The organism is Nocardia bhagyanarayanae, assembly GCF_006716565.1.
In the GTDB taxonomy this organism is placed as follows: domain Bacteria; phylum Actinomycetota; class Actinomycetes; order Mycobacteriales; family Mycobacteriaceae; genus Nocardia; species Nocardia bhagyanarayanae.
Window position 1 is genome coordinate 3,738,935 of sequence record NZ_VFPG01000001.1, and the last position, 15,837, is coordinate 3,754,771.

15 protein-coding genes and 4 tRNA genes are annotated in these 15,837 nt (G+C 68.6%); 6 read left to right on the top strand and 13 right to left on the bottom strand.

What is annotated here, in order from left to right; genetic code table 11:
- Nucleotides 1-6 precede the first annotated feature (6 nt).
- A complete protein-coding gene (locus FB390_RS15880; RefSeq protein ID WP_246124045.1) occupies nt 7-891 on the bottom strand; it encodes an RNA polymerase sigma factor in 885 nt (294 codons plus the stop codon).
- A 50-nt stretch (nt 892-941) separates the two neighbouring features.
- Nucleotides 942-1,805, bottom strand: a complete 864-nt coding sequence (locus FB390_RS15885) for a haloalkane dehalogenase (protein WP_141809638.1) — start codon at nt 1,803-1,805, stop codon at nt 942-944.
- A gap of 159 nt (nt 1,806-1,964) precedes the next feature.
- On the opposite strand from FB390_RS15885, the gene FB390_RS15890 reads away from it, so the two are divergent.
- The gene (locus tag FB390_RS15890) at nt 1,965-3,164 is read left to right on the top strand and encodes a winged helix-turn-helix domain-containing protein (protein ID WP_141809639.1); all 1,200 of its coding nucleotides are present in this window, start codon (nt 1,965-1,967) and stop codon (nt 3,162-3,164) included.
- A 1-nt stretch (nt 3,165) separates the two neighbouring features.
- On the opposite strand, the gene FB390_RS15895 is transcribed toward FB390_RS15890, so the two are convergent.
- Nucleotides 3,166-3,609 (bottom strand): toxin-antitoxin system HicB family antitoxin, encoded by a 444-nt coding sequence (locus FB390_RS15895; protein ID WP_141809640.1) that lies wholly within the window; start codon nt 3,607-3,609, stop codon nt 3,166-3,168.
- Nucleotides 3,610-3,757: 148 nt separating this feature from the next.
- On the opposite strand from FB390_RS15895, the gene dapA reads away from it, so the two are divergent.
- Together dapA and FB390_RS15905 are read left to right on the top strand one after the other, a co-directional pair.
- Nucleotides 3,758-4,666, top strand: coding sequence for a 4-hydroxy-tetrahydrodipicolinate synthase (dapA, locus tag FB390_RS15900; protein WP_067782509.1), 909 nt, complete (start codon nt 3,758-3,760; stop codon nt 4,664-4,666).
- Nucleotides 4,667-4,709: 43 nt separating this feature from the next.
- Nucleotides 4,710-6,803, top strand: coding sequence for a ribonuclease J (locus FB390_RS15905; RefSeq protein WP_141809641.1), 2,094 nt, complete (start codon nt 4,710-4,712; stop codon nt 6,801-6,803).
- Between the two features lie 56 nt (nt 6,804-6,859).
- Here the strand turns inward: FB390_RS15905 and FB390_RS15910 are convergent, their stop codons facing one another.
- Both FB390_RS15910 and FB390_RS15915 read right to left on the bottom strand, forming a co-directional pair.
- Nucleotides 6,860-7,411 (bottom strand): WKL family lipoprotein, encoded by a 552-nt coding sequence (locus FB390_RS15910; protein WP_141809642.1) that lies wholly within the window; start codon nt 7,409-7,411, stop codon nt 6,860-6,862.
- A 60-nt stretch (nt 7,412-7,471) separates the two neighbouring features.
- Nucleotides 7,472-7,840 carry a DUF4189 domain-containing protein gene (locus FB390_RS15915; protein ID WP_141809643.1) on the bottom strand — a complete coding sequence of 123 codons (369 nt, stop codon included), beginning with the start codon at nt 7,838-7,840 and terminating at the stop codon, nt 7,472-7,474.
- A gap of 156 nt (nt 7,841-7,996) precedes the next feature.
- Between FB390_RS15915 and FB390_RS15920 the strand changes: the two genes are divergently transcribed.
- Nucleotides 7,997-8,620, top strand: coding sequence for a TIGR03085 family metal-binding protein (locus FB390_RS15920; RefSeq protein WP_141809644.1), 624 nt, complete (start codon nt 7,997-7,999; stop codon nt 8,618-8,620).
- A gap of 110 nt (nt 8,621-8,730) precedes the next feature.
- Nucleotides 8,731-11,298 carry a DNA translocase FtsK gene (locus FB390_RS15925; RefSeq protein ID WP_141809645.1) on the top strand — a complete coding sequence of 856 codons (2,568 nt, stop codon included), beginning with the start codon at nt 8,731-8,733 and terminating at the stop codon, nt 11,296-11,298.
- 12 nt (nt 11,299-11,310) lie between these two features.
- Here FB390_RS15925 and FB390_RS15930 read toward each other — a convergent pair whose 3' ends face one another.
- The 7 genes from FB390_RS15930 to FB390_RS15955 all read right to left on the bottom strand — a co-directional run bounded on the left by FB390_RS15930 (nt 11,311) and on the right by FB390_RS15955 (nt 13,982).
- Nucleotides 11,311-11,991, bottom strand: coding sequence for a GAP family protein (locus FB390_RS15930; protein ID WP_141809646.1), 681 nt, complete (start codon nt 11,989-11,991; stop codon nt 11,311-11,313).
- 78 nt (nt 11,992-12,069) lie between these two features.
- Nucleotides 12,070-12,894 carry a class I SAM-dependent methyltransferase gene (locus FB390_RS15935; RefSeq protein ID WP_221639274.1) on the bottom strand — a complete coding sequence of 275 codons (825 nt, stop codon included), beginning with the start codon at nt 12,892-12,894 and terminating at the stop codon, nt 12,070-12,072.
- A 130-nt stretch (nt 12,895-13,024) separates the two neighbouring features.
- Nucleotides 13,025-13,432 carry a hypothetical protein gene (locus FB390_RS15940; protein WP_141809648.1) on the bottom strand — a complete coding sequence of 136 codons (408 nt, stop codon included), beginning with the start codon at nt 13,430-13,432 and terminating at the stop codon, nt 13,025-13,027.
- Between the two features lie 154 nt (nt 13,433-13,586).
- Nucleotides 13,587-13,657: transfer RNA gene (locus FB390_RS15945), tRNA-Gln, on the bottom strand.
- A 6-nt stretch (nt 13,658-13,663) separates the two neighbouring features.
- A tRNA-Gln gene (locus tag FB390_RS15950) sits at nt 13,664-13,736 on the bottom strand.
- 4 nt (nt 13,737-13,740) lie between these two features.
- Nucleotides 13,741-13,882: transfer RNA gene (locus tag FB390_RS33540), tRNA-OTHER, on the bottom strand.
- Nucleotides 13,883-13,908: 26 nt separating this feature from the next.
- Nucleotides 13,909-13,982, bottom strand: a tRNA-Leu gene (locus FB390_RS15955).
- Nucleotides 13,983-14,483: 501 nt separating this feature from the next.
- Here FB390_RS15955 and FB390_RS15960 point away from each other — a divergent pair.
- Nucleotides 14,484-15,473, top strand: a complete 990-nt coding sequence (locus FB390_RS15960) for a TerC family protein (RefSeq protein WP_141809649.1) — start codon at nt 14,484-14,486, stop codon at nt 15,471-15,473.
- A gap of 54 nt (nt 15,474-15,527) precedes the next feature.
- Here the strand turns inward: FB390_RS15960 and FB390_RS15965 are convergent, their stop codons facing one another.
- Complete coding sequence (locus FB390_RS15965; protein ID WP_141809650.1) at nt 15,528-15,812, bottom strand: YciI family protein; 285 nt, start codon at nt 15,810-15,812, stop codon at nt 15,528-15,530.
- Nucleotides 15,813-15,837: the final 25 nt, after the last annotated feature.

Here is a 15,837-nt window from a genome sequence, read left to right on the forward strand (position 1 = left end):
GCCCGCTCACTCGAGCAGCGAGAAACGACCCGCCGTCAGCAAGCCGGTGATGGCGTCGATCTTCGCATGCGGGGCGGCATAATCCGGGTGCCCGCGCAGCACAGCGGCGACATCGTGCAAGCGGATCATCTGTTCCTCGGCTTCGAGCACCGTCCGCCCGCCGGGACTGACGGGGTGAGCCGCGAACTGCGGTGCCGCCGTATCGATGCGGCCGAGCTCCACCGCTTGCTCGACCCGTCTCGAACAGCGGCACGCCGCCCGCGGGTCGGCTATGCCGCACGAGGCGCTGAGAAACGCGGCGAGACGTTTCCTGGCGCGCTCCAACCGCTTTCGGTACGCGACGGGACTGATGTCGAGGATCCACGCCGCGTCCGTCGAGCTCACTTCGAAGACCTGGCCGAGGACGAACGCGACGCGTTCGTCACGGGCCAGGCATTGCAGCATGCCCTGGCTGCAGGCGAGCCGGACCTCGCTGGACAGCAACGCCGCCTGCGGCCCGCGGTAGTCCTCGGCGGCCAGCCCATCGGTGAGACCGGCGCCGAATTCCTCCAGGCTGAGTTGGCGCGCTTCCTGCGGCGTCCGCGTGCGCAGATTGATCAGGTAGTTGACGCCGATGCGGTAGGCCCAGGTGAGCAGTTTCGCCTCGCCGCGGAAGGTGGCCAGGCGGGTGACCGCGCGGATCAGGATCTCCTGGGTGGCGTCCTCCGCCTCGGCCGGACGCCACACCATCCGCAGGGCCAGCCGGTAGATCGGGTCTTGCAGCATCCGGATGATCGCGGCGACCGCGTCCCGATCACCGTCCACCGCGCGGGCGACCAATTCCGCTTCCGCGCGCCGGATTTCCGCGGTTGTCTCGCTGTGGTCGCTTGCCGGGCCGTCCGCACTGCTCACCGAGTCATCCTCCGTAGCGTGCCACCGTCTCGCAACCCCGTGGGCCGCGATCACGCCGCCGACACCAGTGCGTGCTTGCGCAACCACTCGGCGACCGCCGACCCGATCTCGTGCGGCCGATCCTCCGGTGCGTGATGCCCGGCGGGCGGAATGGAGACCATCTCCGCGCTCGCGAAAGTGGTTGCGGCCCACCGCGCCGATTCTTCCGAGCCGAGACCGACGCCGTTCTCCAACACCATGATCAGCGTCGCGATCTCGGGTGTCTCGGCGAGGTACCGGCCGTAGTTCCGCACGATGTCCACCACGTCGGCGGGCTCGCCGCCGAGCGGGATTTCCCTGGGCCACATCAGCAGCGGCTTGCGCGTGGCCGGCGTCGGGTAGGGCGCGCGGTAGACGTCGTGGACATCCTGCGTGAGATTCGTGACACCCCTGGGCAGGTTGAACTCGATGAACATGTTCTCCTCCAACACCATTCGCTCACCCTCCGCGGTGCGGAACTTGCGGAACAGTTCGGCGCCCAGCGGCGGCATCTCGGACCACTCCATCGGTCGCAGGAAGGTCTCGATCAGCGCGATGCCGCGCACCCGGCCGGGATGGCGCGCGGCCCAGTCCATGCCCAGCGCGCCGCCCCAGTCGTGGCCGACGATGACCACCTCGTCCAGCCCGAGGCCGTCGAACCAGGCGTCCAGGTAGCGCGCGTGATCGACGAACCGGTAGTCGATGTCGGGCTTGCCCGAGTCGCCCATGCCGATGAGATCGGGAGCCAACGCCCTGGTCTGGTCGGTGACGTGCGGAATCACGTTGCGCCACAGATAGGAGGAAGTCGGGTTGCCGTGCAGGAACACCACGGGCACGGAACCCGAGCCGGTGTCGGTGTAGAAGATGAAGGAATCGAGAACGTCGATGGTGGCCACAGAAGGCTCCTTTCAGCTGCTTGCACCCGTTTCGACACAGCGATCGCGCCGACTGTGACCGCTCGGTGTGTGACGCTCGACACAGCGGTGTCGCATCGAAAGAGCCGGATGGAAACGCGTCGACCGAACTTGTCGGACCCTCGTGGCATCCTTCGGAATATGCGGAAGATGAGCGCGGTGGCCGCGCGGCGGACGGCCCTGGCCGCGCAAGGGTTCGGCAGGCGGCGTCCGGCCGCCGTCACGCGCCGGACCGTGGCCGACGTGCTCGCCAGAACCCAGCTGCTGCAACTCGATTCGGTGTCGGCGGTGGTCCGCGCGCACTACGCCCCGGTGTTCAGCAGGATCGGCGGCTACGATCGCGCGCTGCTCGACGAGGCGGCCTGGAGCCACAGCGCCAAGCGGCCGCGGCGGCTGGTCGAGTACTGGGCGCACGAGGCCGCCCTCATCCCCGTCGAGGACTGGCCGCTGATGCGCTGGCGGATGGTGCAGTACCAGCACGGTCGTTGGTCGGGGATGCGCAAGGTGCTCGACCGCAATCCGACGCTGGGCAAGGACATCCTGGACGTGATCCGGGATGTCGGCGCCGCGACCGCGGGAGAGGTGGAGCGGCATCTGGAGCTGGACAAGCCGCGGCCCAAGGGATCCTGGTGGAATCTCAGCGACACCAAGATGATCTGCGAACAACTCTTCGCCGCGGGTGAGCTCTCCGTCGACAGGCGCGTCGGCTTCACTCGGCACTACGATCTCGCCGAGCGAGTGATTCCCCCGGAGGTGTTGGCGCGCGACGTTTCCGAGGCCGACGCCGTCGTGGAACTGGTCCGCAGAGCCGCCACCGCGCTCGGCATCGGCACCGAGACCGATCTGCGCGACTACTACCGCCTGCATCGCTCGCAGACCGAGCCGGCGATCGCGGCCCTGGTGGACGCGGGCGAACTGGAAGAGGTCGAGGTCGCGGGCTGGGGCAAGACCGCCTACCTGCGGTCCGGGGCGGCCACGCCGCGTCGCGTCGAGGGCGCCGCGCTGCTGTGCCCGTTCGACCCGCTGATCTTCTTCCGGCCGCGCACCGAGCGGATCTTCGACTTCCACTACCGCATCGAGATCTACACCCCCGAGCACAAGCGGGTGCACGGCTACTACGTCTTCCCCTTCTTGCTGGACGGGGAACTGGTCGGCCGGGTCGACCTGCGCGCCGAACGCGCGAGCGGGCGACTGCTCGTGCCGGCCGCGTTCGCCGAGCCGGGCCGCGACAACGCGGAGACCGCGGCGGCGCTGCGCACAGCCCTGCGCGAGATGGCGGACTGGCTGGAGCTGGACGACGTGGTGATCGGCGAGCGCGGCGAGCTGGCCGCGCTGCTGTAGGTCAGATGTCGCGCTTGGGTCCGTAGCCGCGCATCTGGTCGCGCAGCGCGCCGTGCACCGCGTTGGACAGCCACGAGTTCAGCGAGACCCCGCTGGCCGCGGCCGCCTCCTCCGCCTTCGCCTTCATCTGCTCGACCAGTCGCAGCGTGACGCGGCTGATGTCCCCGGTCATCTCCTCGAAGGTCGGGTGCTCCTCGGCGGCGGCGTTCTTGCGCACGTCGACCGTGGCGTCGGTGCCGTCCACCGAGACGTGCACGGTGCGGTCCTCCAGCGCCGAGCTGACCTCGCCCGCCAGCTCGGACAGCGCCGCGAGCAGCACGAGGCGGGCCGACGACTCGGTCGCCGAAGCCAGCGCGGCGGCGGTGGCCTGCGTCTTCTCGTCGCCGAGCGCCGCGGCCGCCACCAGGTTCTCGCGCAGCTGCGCGGTGTACTTGTTCAGATCCATGACATCAGTGTGGCGTCAAAAATGACATCATTCAAGGAAAAGATTGATGTCGCGGCGGCGTCGATGGGAGGTGAATCACCCGGGCGGGCAGCCGGATCGCCGGTCAGGGTGTCGAGGGTGCCGTGTGGACCGGGTAGCCTTTCTGACCATGACGAACGGTGAATCGACGCCAACGGAGCTGCGCGCGTCCGGCACAGTAGGTGTCGCGATGGTGACCCCCTTCAGTGCCGACGGCAAGCTGGATGTCGATGCCGGGGTCGCGCTGGCGGCCCGTCTCGTCGACCGCGGTGTCGATCTGCTCGCGATCTCCGGAACCACCGGTGAATCGCCGACCACGACCGAGTCGGAGAAGTTCGACCTGCTGCACGCCGTCGTCGACGCCGTGGGCGATCGCGCCACCGTGATCGCGGGAGCGGGTACCTACGACACCGCCCACTCCATCGAACTCGCCCGCAACGCGCAGCGGGCGGGCGCGCACGGTCTGCTCGTGGTGACGCCGTACTACTCGCGCCCGTCGCAGGAGGGCTTGATCGCGCACTTCACCGCGGTCGCCGACGCCACCGACCTGCCGGTCACCCTCTACGACATTCCGCCCCGCTCCATCATTCCCATCGGTCCCGACACCATACGCACGCTCGCCGAGCACCCGCGCATCGTCGCGGTCAAGGACGCCAAGGGCGACCTGAACGCGGGCGCCGAGCTGATCGCGAGCACCGGTCTTGCCTGGTACTCCGGCGACGACTGCCTGAATCTGCCGTGGCTGTCCATCGGCGCGGTCGGATTCATCAGTGTCATCGGGCATCTGGTGCCCGAACGGCTGCGCGAACTCGTCGACGCCTACCAGGCGGGCGATGTGGCGCGGGCCCGCGACATCAACGCGCGGCTCGTCCCGCTGAACCACGCGATGGCGCGCCTCGGCGGCGTCGCGATGACCAAGGGCGGGCTGCGCCTGCTCGGCGTCGACGTGGGCGAGCCGCGGCTGCCGCAGCTGATGCCGAGCACCGACGCGCTGGACCGCCTCGCCGCGGACCTGCAGACCGCGGGAGTGCTGGCATGAACGACCTAGGGGACCAATCCGCCGCCGCACAGGAGGTGTCGGCATGACGACTCCGCGCCGTCCGCGTCGCACCGCGTCCCGCCCAGCGGGCGCACCCGAACCCACTCCCGTCGAGCGGGAACGCACCGAAAGACCCACCGCCGAACCGGTGGCCGCGCAGCCGGAGACTGTCGCGCAGCCGCAGACCCCGGCGCAGCCCGAAGCCGCCGCGCAGCCCGAAGCCGCCGCGCAGCCCGAAGCCGCCGCGCAGCGCCGGCCCGAAACCCCGCAGCGGCCCGAGCAGGCCGAATCCCCGCGTGCCGAGTCGGGCAGAAGGTCCGACCGGGGCAAGAGGCAGCAGGCGGCTCAGGAACGGCAGCCGGAACAAGCACGGCAGAACGGCCAGAGCCGCAGATCCGGCCGCGGTCGCCAGGGCCGCCGCGGCGAGCAGCCGCCCGCCCAGCCGCCCGTGGTGGCGGCGCAGGACCGGCTCGGCACTCCGCCGAAGCTGCCCAAGAACGGTCTGCGCGTCTTCGCGCTCGGCGGCATCGGCGAGATCGGCCGGAACATGACCGTTTTCGAGTACGGCGGCAAGCTGCTGATCGTCGACTGCGGCGTGCTCTTCCCCGAGGACCAGCAGCCCGGCGTCGACCTGATCCTGCCCGACTTCCGTCCCATCGAGGACCGGATGGACGACGTCGTCGCGATCGTGCTCACCCACGGTCACGAGGACCACATCGGCGCGGTGCCGTTCCTGCTGCGCATGCGCGGTGACATCCCGGTGATCGGCGCCAAGTTCACTCTCGCGCTGGTGGCCGCGAAGTGCCGCGAGCATCGGCTGCACCCCAAGCTCATGGAGGTCGTCGAGGGCGAGACCACCATCCACGGTCCGTTCGAGTGCGAGTACTTCGCGGTCAACCACTCGATCCCGGACGCGATCGCGGTCGCCATCCGCACCCCGGCGGGCGTCGTGCTGCACACCGGCGACATCAAACTGGACCAGCTGCCGCTGGACGGACGGCTCACCGACCTGGCCGGTTTCTCCCGGCTCGGCGACGAGGGCGTCGACCTGTTCCTGGTCGACTCGACCAACGCCGAGGTGCCCGGTTTCGTCACGCCCGAACGCGAGATCGGCGGCGTGCTGGACAACGTGATCGGCAAGGCGCGCAACCGCGTGATCGTGGCGTCCTTCGCCAGTCACGTGCACCGCATCCAGCAGGTCGTCGACGTGGCCCAGAAGTACGGTCGCCGAATCTGTTTCGTCGGCCGCTCGATGGTCCGCAACATGCAGATCGCCCAGGACCTCGGCTACCTGACGGTGCCGGACGGCGTGGTCGTCGATCTCGACGTGGCCGCGACCCTGCCCGGCGACCGGCTGGTGCTCATCTCCACCGGCTCGCAAGGCGAACCGCTCTCGGCGCTGTCGCGGATGGCGCGCGGCGATCACCGGCAGATCCACATCCGCGCCGACGATCTGGTGGTGCTGGCCTCCTCGCTCATCCCCGGCAACGAGAACTCGGTGTTCGCCGTGGTCAACGGGCTGTCCAGGCTGGGAGCCACCGTCATCACCCAGCAGAACGCCAAGGTGCACGTCTCCGGACACGCCTCCGCGGGCGAGCTGCTGTACCTGTACAACGCGGTCCGGCCGACCAACGCCATGCCCGTGCACGGCGAATGGCGGCACCTGCGGGCCAACGCCGCGCTCGCGGTGGCCACCGGCGTTCCCGAGGACCGGGTGGTGCTCGCCGAGGACGGCGTGGTGGTGGACTTGGTGGACGGCATCGCGTCCATCGTCGGCCGGGTGCCGGTTGGCCACGTCTATGTCGACGGCCTGTCCGTCGGCGATGTCGGCGAGTCCACGCTGTCGGATCGTCTGGTGCTCGGCGAGGGCGGGTTCATCGCCATCACCGTCGCCATCGACGAGACCACCGGCAAGGCCGTGAGCACGCCGGAGCTGAGCGGTCGCGGCTTCTCCGACGACCCGACCGCGCTGGCCGCCGCCGCGGAACTGGTCGAGGCCGAGCTGCTGCGGCTGGCGGGCGAGGGCGTCACCGACACCCACCGCATCGCCCAGGGCGTGCGCCGGGTGGTCGGCCGCTGGGTCGCCGAGGCCTACCGCCGCCGTCCGATGATCGTGCCCACCGTCATCGCTGTCTGATCCTGACATACGAAAGCGCCGGAAGGCTTGGCCCTCCGGCGCTTTCGCATATCGGCTTACTGAGCCTGGCAGGCCGCCGAGTCCAGCTTCGCCGAGCGCACGATGTTGCAGGTGAACTGGTGGGAGACCTTCCAGTCGCTACCCTCGGCGACGAACTCGACGAACGCGTTCTCCACCGGCTGCCCGTCGATGGTGACCTTCGCGTCGGCCTTCAGCTTGCCGTCCTTGGGTTCCTGCACATTGGTGATCTCGACGGTCACCTTGTTGCGCTTGGCCGCGTCGACCAGCTTGTCGACCAGCTGCGGATCACGCTCGGCGTCCTCGATCCAGCTGATCTTCTCCTCGGAGCTCACCGACGGATCGAAGGCGCGGTTGATGCGCTCGTTGAGCAGCGAGGCGGCCGGCTTGGGCAGGTTCGGCGGCGTGGTGGTCGCGGGCGCCTTGCCCTCGACCGCCTTGTCCTCGTTCTTGCCCTCCTCGAACTTGCCCGCGGGCGAGGTGCTGGTGCTCGTGCTGGAGGAGTTGCTGTCGGAGCTGCACGCGCCGAGTGCGAACGCCGAAGCGGTCAGCAGGACGGCGACCGCGGCCCGAATGGAGCGGTGTTTCACGATTTTCCCCTGGTGAAGTGGTGTCGCGGTCTCGAAGCGGACGACGCGACGGTGTCGGATTTACAGCGAGTAGCCCGCGGTGCAACGCCAGTCGACGACCCAGCCGCCGGACAGGCGCGAGAGTGCCGCCGCGCGGGCGTCGGAGTAGTTGGACCGCGCCGACGCGCTCCAGCGCGTGTTGGAGCTGGCGAGCACGCCGCAGCCGTTGGTCCAGGAGACCAGGGTGGAGCAGCCGTACCCGCAGACATCGATCGCGGCATCCTCTGCGGCGCTGTAACTTCCGTAGTTGTTGGCGATGCCGTAGGCGCCGTCGCTCGACACGGCGATCGCGCCGTAGTACCCGTATGCGGCCTGCGCCGGTGCCGTAGTGGCCAGCATCGAACCGACCGTTGCCACGATGACCGCGGCAGCGGTGAAGAACTTCTTCAAGGTGAATCCCTTCGAACTGAGAGTCCACGACCCTTATGGACCAGTGACAAGCTACCGAGCAACCTCCCCGGAAGCCAGTCGTGGCTTTCCTTTCCGGAGATCGCGCGGGCCCGAACGTTCCGCCGGTTTCCGCCCGGCATCCGTTAGGGTCGGCACGTGAGCATGGCACAACGGGAACGTCAGGCGCTGGTCGTCGCGATGTCGGAGGCCGGTCCGGACGCGCCGACCCTGTGCGGTGCATGGACGGTGCGAGATCTCGCGGCGCACTTGATCGTTCGGGAACGCCGTCCCGACGCCGCCCCCGGCATCCTGCTGAAGCCGTTCGCGGGCTACCTCGAGTCGGTGCAGGAGCGCGTGGCGTGCAAGCCGTTTCCCGAACTGCTCGAACTCGTGCGGACCGGTCCGCCGTGGTGGTCGCCGCTGAAACCGGTGGACGCGATGGTCAATCTCAGCGAGATGTTCGTCCACCACGAGGACGTGCGCCGCGCCGGACCGGACTGGGCGCCGCGCGAACTCGCCGAGTCCGACGAGGCCAAATTGTGGGGTGTGGCGAGCAAGGTCGGCAAGATGGCCTATCGCAAATCGCCGGTGCCGGTGGTGCTCGCGACGCCGGACGGGCGCCGGGCGGAGGTGAAGTCGGCCGACGGCGCCGCTGTGACGCTCACCGGCAAACCGTCGGAACTGGTGCTGCACGCGTTCGGACGCGAGAACGTGCGCATCGAGACGGCGGGCGAGCCCGAGGCCGTCCGCGCGGTGCTGGAACTCGACCGCTCGTTCTGAACTCGGTCGCCGCTCCAGCGAGGCATTCGACTGTGATCCGGGGCGCTCGAGGCCCGCGATACGGGTGTTGCGGATGGTCTGGATGGGGCGTTTGCGGCTAGCCTGGGTCCATGGCAGGTAAGTCCCGCAGCACCACGACACCTCGTGCGCGGGCGGGATCGGCCCGGGGGAGGACCACCACGGCGCGGTCTCGTTCCACCACACCCCGGGGTGGTTCCGCACCGCGCGGGCGCGCCACACCGGCCCGCAGACCCGTTCGGCGCAAGTCCGACACCGCGCCGCTGGCCGTCTTCAGCCGCGGCGTCACCGGCGGCTGGAACATGCTCGCCCGCGGCCTCGGCGCCACCACCCGCACACTCAGCAGGGCGGGCGAGATCGAACACGGACACCGGCGCGACGGCATCGCGCTCGCGCTGATCGCGCTGAGCGCCGTCATCGCGGCCGCGGTGTGGCTCTCGGCGGGCGGACCGATCGGGCACTTCGTCGAAGAGGCGATCCGAGCGGTGTCCGGTTCCGCCTCGGCCGCACTGCCGTTCGTCGCGACCGGCATCGCGATCGTCCTCATGCGCACCGAACCGCGTCCCGAGATCCGGCCGCGGCTCGTGCTCGGCGGATTGCTGGTCGGCCTGCCGCTGCTCGGCATCTGGCATCTCGCCGCGGGCGCGCCCACCGACGCGCACGGCCGTTCCCGCGCCGCGGGCTTCGCCGGCTACGTGATCGGCGGCCCGCTGGCCGGTGGGCTCACCGCGTGGCTGGCCGTGCCGATCCTGTTGCTCGCCATCGTCTTCGGCGTGCTGCTGCTCACCGGGACCACGGTTCGCGAGGTGCCACAGCGGCTGCGCGAATACTTCGGCACCGCGGCGGGCGGCGACGAGTACGGCGAGTTCGAGCCGCAACGCGACTACGACGCCGCCGACTACGACGCCGATGGTTTCCCCGTGCACCGCACCGCGTCTCGGCGCCGCGGCCGCACCCCGGCCGAGAACTATCCACCCGACGAATTCGCCGGATCCGACGCGGTCACCGAATCGCTGGGCGAGCCGCCGCTGCGCGATGCCAAGCCGATCGCCACCGAGCCGCCGCCGGAACCGCCAAAACCGAAGAAGCGCGCGGCGCCCAAGGTGCAGGACCAGACCCCGCCGCCACCCAAGGAACCCGAGTTCGTCGCCGACCGGGTGATCGAGGGCGATTACACGCTGCCGCCGCTGACTCTGCTCACCGACGGCGACCCGCCCAAGAAGCGCAGCGCCGCCAACGAATCGATGATCGAGGCGATCACCGAGGTGCTGGTGCAGTTCAAGATCGACGCGGCGGTCACCGGATTCGTGCGCGGCCCGACGGTCACCCGCTACGAGGTGGAGCTCGGCCCCGGCGTGAAGGTGGAGAAGATCACCGCGCTGGCCCGCAACATCGCCTACGCCGTCGCCACCGAGAACGTTCGGCTGCTCGCGCCGATCCCCGGTAAGTCCGCCGTCGGCATCGAGGTGCCCAACTCCGACCGCGAGCTGGTGCGATTGGCCGACGTGCTGAAAGCGCCGTCCACTCGAAACGACCACCATCCGTTGGTGATCGGTCTCGGCAAGAACATCGAGGGCGAGTTCGTCTCCGCCAATTTGGCGAAGATGCCGCATCTGCTTGTCGCGGGTTCCACCGGATCGGGTAAGTCCAGCTTCGTCAACTCGATGCTGGTCTCGTTGCTGCAGCGGGCCACGCCCGACGAGGTACGGATGATCCTGATCGACCCCAAGATGGTCGAACTCACCCCGTACGAGGGCATTCCGCACCTGATCACGCCCATCATCACCCAGCCGAAGAAGGCCGCCGCCGCGCTGGCCTGGCTGGTGGAGGAGATGGAGCAGCGCTACCAGGACATGCAGGCCAACAAGGTGCGCCACATCGACGACTTCAACAAGAAGGTGAAGTCCGGGGCGATCACCGCGCCGCTGGGCAGCGAGCGGGTCTACCGGCCCTACCCCTACATTCTCGCCATCGTCGACGAGCTCGCCGACCTCATGATGACCGCGCCGCGCGACGTCGAGGACGCGATCGTCCGCATCACCCAGAAGGCGCGCGCCGCGGGCATCCACCTGGTGCTGGCGACCCAGCGTCCGTCGGTGGACGTGGTCACCGGTCTGATCAAGACCAACGTGCCCTCGCGCCTCGCGTTCGCGACCTCCTCGCTCACCGACTCCCGGGTCATCCTGGATCAGCCGGGCGCCGAGAAGCTGATCGGCATGGGCGACGGGCTGTTCCTGCCCATGGGCGCGAACAAACCCACCCGTCTACAGGGTGCGTTCATCAGCGACGAGGAAATCCACGCCGTCGTCGACTACACCAAGAACCAGGCCGAACCCGAGTACCAAGAGGGCGTCACCGCCGCGAAGGCCGGGGAGAAGAAGGACGTCGACCCCGACATCGGCGACGACCTCGACGTGCTGCTCCAGGCCATCGAACTGGTCGTCACCTCTCAGTTCGGCTCCACCTCCATGCTCCAGCGCAAGCTGCGCGTCGGTTTCGCCAAGGCGGGCCGCCTGATGGACCTCATGGAGACCCGCGGCGTCGTCGGTCCCAGCGAAGGGTCGAAGGCGCGCGATGTGCTCGTCAAGCCGGACGAGCTGGAGGGGTTGCTGTGGTCGATCCGTGGTGGTGGCGCGGAGTCGGAGGACGGCGAGGAGTAAGCGTCCGGCTGATCACCACAGATGCGCGTGGTGGACGAGCGCGTCGGTGATCAGCGCCACGCCCAAGAGCCCGAAGATGATGCGCACGGAGAGCGGGCCGTACTCGGTCAGGACGCGGACGATCGCGCGATACACGCGCCGGGCTCGCGCGGTGCCGCGGACGGACAGGGCCAGGATCAGCAGCGGCGGCAGCAGCGCGACCGCGCAGTAGGCGATGATGATCATCGGCCAGAGCGGGGGCAGCGGGTCGTGCGCGGACAGCATGGCCAGGCCCGCGAGATACGGCACCGCCGTCGGCGCCTGAGCGAACCCGATGGCGACGCCCACCAGTGCGAGCACCCAGGGCCGGCGCCGGGCCTTCGTCGCCCACGCGGGCGGGTCGCGGCGTGCGCCGGACGGCAGCACGGCGAGCACGAGCAGCACAGCGCCCACCGCCAGCTCACCCCAGTAGCGGATGGTCGGCGTCAGCTCGAAGCCGATCAGCGACGTGAGCCAGGTGATGCCGAGGACGGCGCAGATCCCGAACGTGGTGGTCATCGCGAACACGCCTGCGACGAAACTCAGCCCGCCCGGCAGCGGTGACCGTCGCGCGAGCTTGCTGTCGTAGACGATCGCCACCGTGACGCCGACGAGCAGCAGATCGAGCGAATCGAGGAAGGCGAAGCCGGTCAGCGCCAAGAGCAGAGTCACCATGACCACACCGAACATACGCGAGGATCGGATGCCCTTTATCGGCCTGCGCGGTGTGCGTCAGCTCTCGGATGGTGAGCCTCAGCTCTTGCGCGCCTGCAAGGTGTAGCTGAGCGGGACGCGTTCGGGATGCTCGATCAGCCGCCACTCGTCGTGCTCGTCGCGGGTCATCCGGCCCGGTAGCGCGTTCCACGGGACGCTGCGGTGTTCGGTGAGGCCGGTGAGCGTCAGTCCGTTGGCCAGCAGCGCGGAGACGACTTCGCCGAGGCCGTGGTTCCACTCGTGGATGGTGGTCTGCCCGAGGCGGCCGTCGGTCTCGACGTAGGTGGAATCGTCGGAGAAGACCATCGGCTCGGGTGTTTCGAAATACGGGTAGCCGAGGGTCAACCCGTCCGTGACGGACTCGTCGATGGCCCCCAGCATCGGATGGCCTTCGCGCAGGAACAGGCGGCCGCCCGGTCGCAGCAACCCGGCTACGGTCTGCGCCCATCTTTCGATGCTCGGCAGCCAGCACAGCGCGCCGATACCGGTGAAAACCAGATCGAATCGCTCCGAGCCGAGCACCGAGACCGCTTCGTACACATCGGCTTCGACGAAATCCACGTCGGACCCCGTTCGTTCCGCGAGCTCGCGGGCCTGCGCGAGGGACGCCGGACTGAAGTCGAGACCGGTCATCCGAGCGCCGAGCCGAGCCAGCGAGATCGTGTCCGTGCCGATATGGCACTGCAGGTGCACACCGCGCAGCCCGCGCACATCACCGAGCAGCGGCAGGTCGAAACGAACTACCGGACTGAGAAAGTCGGGCTCCGCCGCAAACCGCGCCACCCGATAGTCCGGCGACGCGGCATGCAACGACGCCCGCTCGTCCCAGTTGGCCCTGTTCAGGATGCGATAGTCCTCGGTCACCCCATCGACTCTGACACCCCGCACGGTGCACCGCATCCGAATATTCGGGCTACTCGTAGCTGAGTTGACTTGGCTGTGACGGGGTCCGGGCGGGACCCCGTCACCGGCTGTAGCAACGCGACTGTTTCCCTTACGCGGCGTCCAGGGCCGCGGTGATCTTGCGGGTCATCGCGGCCACGGCGGGGCTCGGCTGGTTCTGGCCGGCGCGGGCCGCCGCTTCGATGGCGACGAGAACCGTGTCGCGGAAGTTGTTCGCCTCCACCGGATCCTGCTGTGCGAGCAGCCTTACGGCCGCGGTCAGTGCGGGCAGCACGTGGTCGGCGAGGGCGGCGACGGTCTTGCCCGGCAGTTCGATGTCCTTGGTCTTCGCGGCGAGCACGTGTCCGACCAGGCCGGTCGCGGACGTCAGGGCGATGGAGCCGTGCGCGATGCCCTTGTGGGGCGCGCCCGCGGCGGCCATCAGCGACACGGCACCGTAGGCGGCGGTCCGGACGATCGACTTGTCCTGGTCGGTGAGGGTGACGGTGATGGTGGACATGGTGTGTACTCCTTCGAATCGGTTGTGCCCGTTCCGGTGCCGGTTCGGGTCGTTTTGTTCGATGTACACACTTTCGCCGCCGCGACTGACACCGCCCTGACAGACAGCTGACACGTCCGCTGACACGACCAGCGGCCGACCTGCGTGGTACGGGCTGGAGTGCCAGGATTCGAACCTGAACCGACCGAACCAAAACCGGTCATGCTTCCCTTACACCACACTCCAGTGGAGCTGGGGCGCCAGGATTCGAACCTGAACCAACGGAATCAGAATCCGCCGTGCTGCCGGGTTACACCACGCCCCATCGGCGCGCTTGGGAGGACTCGAACCTCCGACCTCCTGCTTCGTAGGCGTACCTCCGCCTTCGCTCCGGCCGTGCGCGGGCTGGAGACGGACGTTGTCCGGCTGCGCTATTCAGGCAGGCGCTCTATCCAGCTGAGCTACAAACGCTCTTCCGCGCTTACAGCGCGAACCAGTTCCCTCGGCGAGATTCGAACTCGCAACTCCCGGCTCCTAATGCCGGTGCCTCTACCAGTTGGGCTACGAGGGAGTGCCGTTGAGCTACCCCCGCATACGAAAAGGGGCCGTTCCCGGCGGATCGCCGCGGAATGACCCCTGGAAAGGTTCTCGGGTGCCGAGAACTCAGGGGCCGCCGCGGACGCGGATCCAGCGGACATCGAGTAGGCGGAGGGCGGCGTTCGGGCGCGCGGCGACGAGCGACCACTGTCGCTGTTGCCGGTTTCGCGCTGTCATCGCCTGTGCCTCTCGGGTTTCGGGAGCGGTGCTTCGCCGTCTTCGACGCTAACACCCGAATCCGCCAGGGGAAACCGGTTTTTCGAGACCGGTCGGAACCAGGAATTTCGATGGGCGCCGCAATGCGCGCGCAATCATCGTGATTGTGGTGTTCGAAGCGCCGGACGCACGTCTTATGCGCTCCGGAGGCCGCGGCGGGAGTGTGACAGGATGGTCAGCAACCGACCCGCTAGCCGACAAGAACGGACAAATCGGGCATGATGGCCGTCATGACTACCGCCTCCGATCGGGCCGCAGTATGCAGGTGACCGCACTGGAATGGGGGATCACCATCGCGGTGATCCTCGGCTTGTTCGTCTTCGACTTCTTCGCGCACGTGCGCACGCCGCACGAACCGACCTTCCGGGAGTCGGCCGTCTGGTCGACGGTCTACATCACTCTCGCCCTGGCCTTCGGCGGCTTCGTCGCCTGGCGATGGGGTTCGACCTTCGGCGGGGAGTACTACGCCGGTTTCGTCACCGAGAAGGCGCTCTCGGTGGACAACCTGTTCGTCTTCCTGATCATCATGACCACCTTCGCCGTGCCCCGGATCTACCAGCAGAAGGTGCTGCTCATCGGCATCGTGCTCGCGCTGGTCATGCGCGGTGTGTTCATCGCCGTCGGCGCGGCCGCGATCAGCGCGTTCAGCTGGGTGTTCTACCTGTTCGGCCTGTTCCTGATCTACACCGCCGTCAAGCTGCTGCGCGAGAGCGGGCACGAGGTGGAGGCCGAGGAGAAGCGCGACAGCCGCATCGTCGCGCTGGCCAAGCGGGTGCTGCCGACCACCGACCAGTACGACGGCGACAAGCTCGTCACCCGGGTCGACGGCCGCAGGGTGGTCACCCCGTTGCTGCTCGCGCTGCTCGCGATCGGCTTCGCCGACCTGCTGTTCGCGCTGGATTCCATCCCCGCGATCTACGGCCTCACCGAGGAGCCGTACCTGGTCTTCACCGCGAACGCGTTCGCGCTGATGGGTCTGCGCCAGCTGTACTTCCTGATCGGCGGCCTGCTGGACCGGTTGGTGTACCTGTCCTACGGCCTGGCCGCGATCCTCGCGTTCATCGGCATCAAGCTGGTGCTGCACGCGCTGCACGAGAACACGCTGCCGTTCGTCAACGGCGGTGAGCACGTCGCCGTGCCGGAGATCTCCACCCCGGTGTCGCTGGGTGTCATCATCGGCGTGCTGATCGTGGCAACCGTCGCCAGTCTCCTCAAGACCCGGGGCGCGGCGCGCCAAGACGCCAAGTAGACCGCGAAGAGCCCCGCACCCCTGTCGACACGGGTGCGGGGCTCTGTCGTGAGATCAGTCGGCGAAAGCGCCCATGATGGGCGACCACTCCACGGCGCGCACCGCGTCGATGAGCGACTCGCGCGCGAAGGGGTCCTGCGCGAGCAGATCCTTCAGCGCCGCCTCGTCCCCCGCGCGGAAGATCAGCAACGCCCCCGACCCGTCCGGGTACGGCCCGCTCGACAGCAGGGTGCCCGCCTCGACCAGCCCGGACAACCACGCGCGGTGCTCGGGCCGGTGGGTGTCGCGGCCGGGAACGGTGGCCTCGGAGTATGTGTAGTGAACGGCGAAGATCGGCACGGCGTATCGCTTTCTCGGTCGGCGC

Excerpts from the sequence above, each read along its gene's own strand:
- FB390_RS15890 (WP_141809639.1), top strand. The coding sequence starts at position 1,965 with ATGCGGAAGATGAGCGCGGTGGCCGCGCGGCGGACGGCCCTGGCCGCG.
- FB390_RS15895 (WP_141809640.1), bottom strand. The coding sequence starts at position 3,609 with ATGGATCTGAACAAGTACACCGCGCAGCTGCGCGAGAACCTGGTGGCG.
- dapA (WP_067782509.1), top strand. The coding sequence starts at position 3,758 with ATGACGAACGGTGAATCGACGCCAACGGAGCTGCGCGCGTCCGGCACA.
- FB390_RS15905 (WP_141809641.1), top strand. The coding sequence starts at position 4,710 with ATGACGACTCCGCGCCGTCCGCGTCGCACCGCGTCCCGCCCAGCGGGC.
- FB390_RS15925 (WP_141809645.1), top strand. The coding sequence starts at position 8,731 with ATGGCAGGTAAGTCCCGCAGCACCACGACACCTCGTGCGCGGGCGGGA.
- FB390_RS15930 (WP_141809646.1), bottom strand. The coding sequence starts at position 11,991 with ATGGTGACTCTGCTCTTGGCGCTGACCGGCTTCGCCTTCCTCGATTCG.
- FB390_RS15940 (WP_141809648.1), bottom strand. The coding sequence starts at position 13,432 with ATGTCCACCATCACCGTCACCCTCACCGACCAGGACAAGTCGATCGTC.
- FB390_RS15960 (WP_141809649.1), top strand. The coding sequence starts at position 14,484 with ATGCAGGTGACCGCACTGGAATGGGGGATCACCATCGCGGTGATCCTC.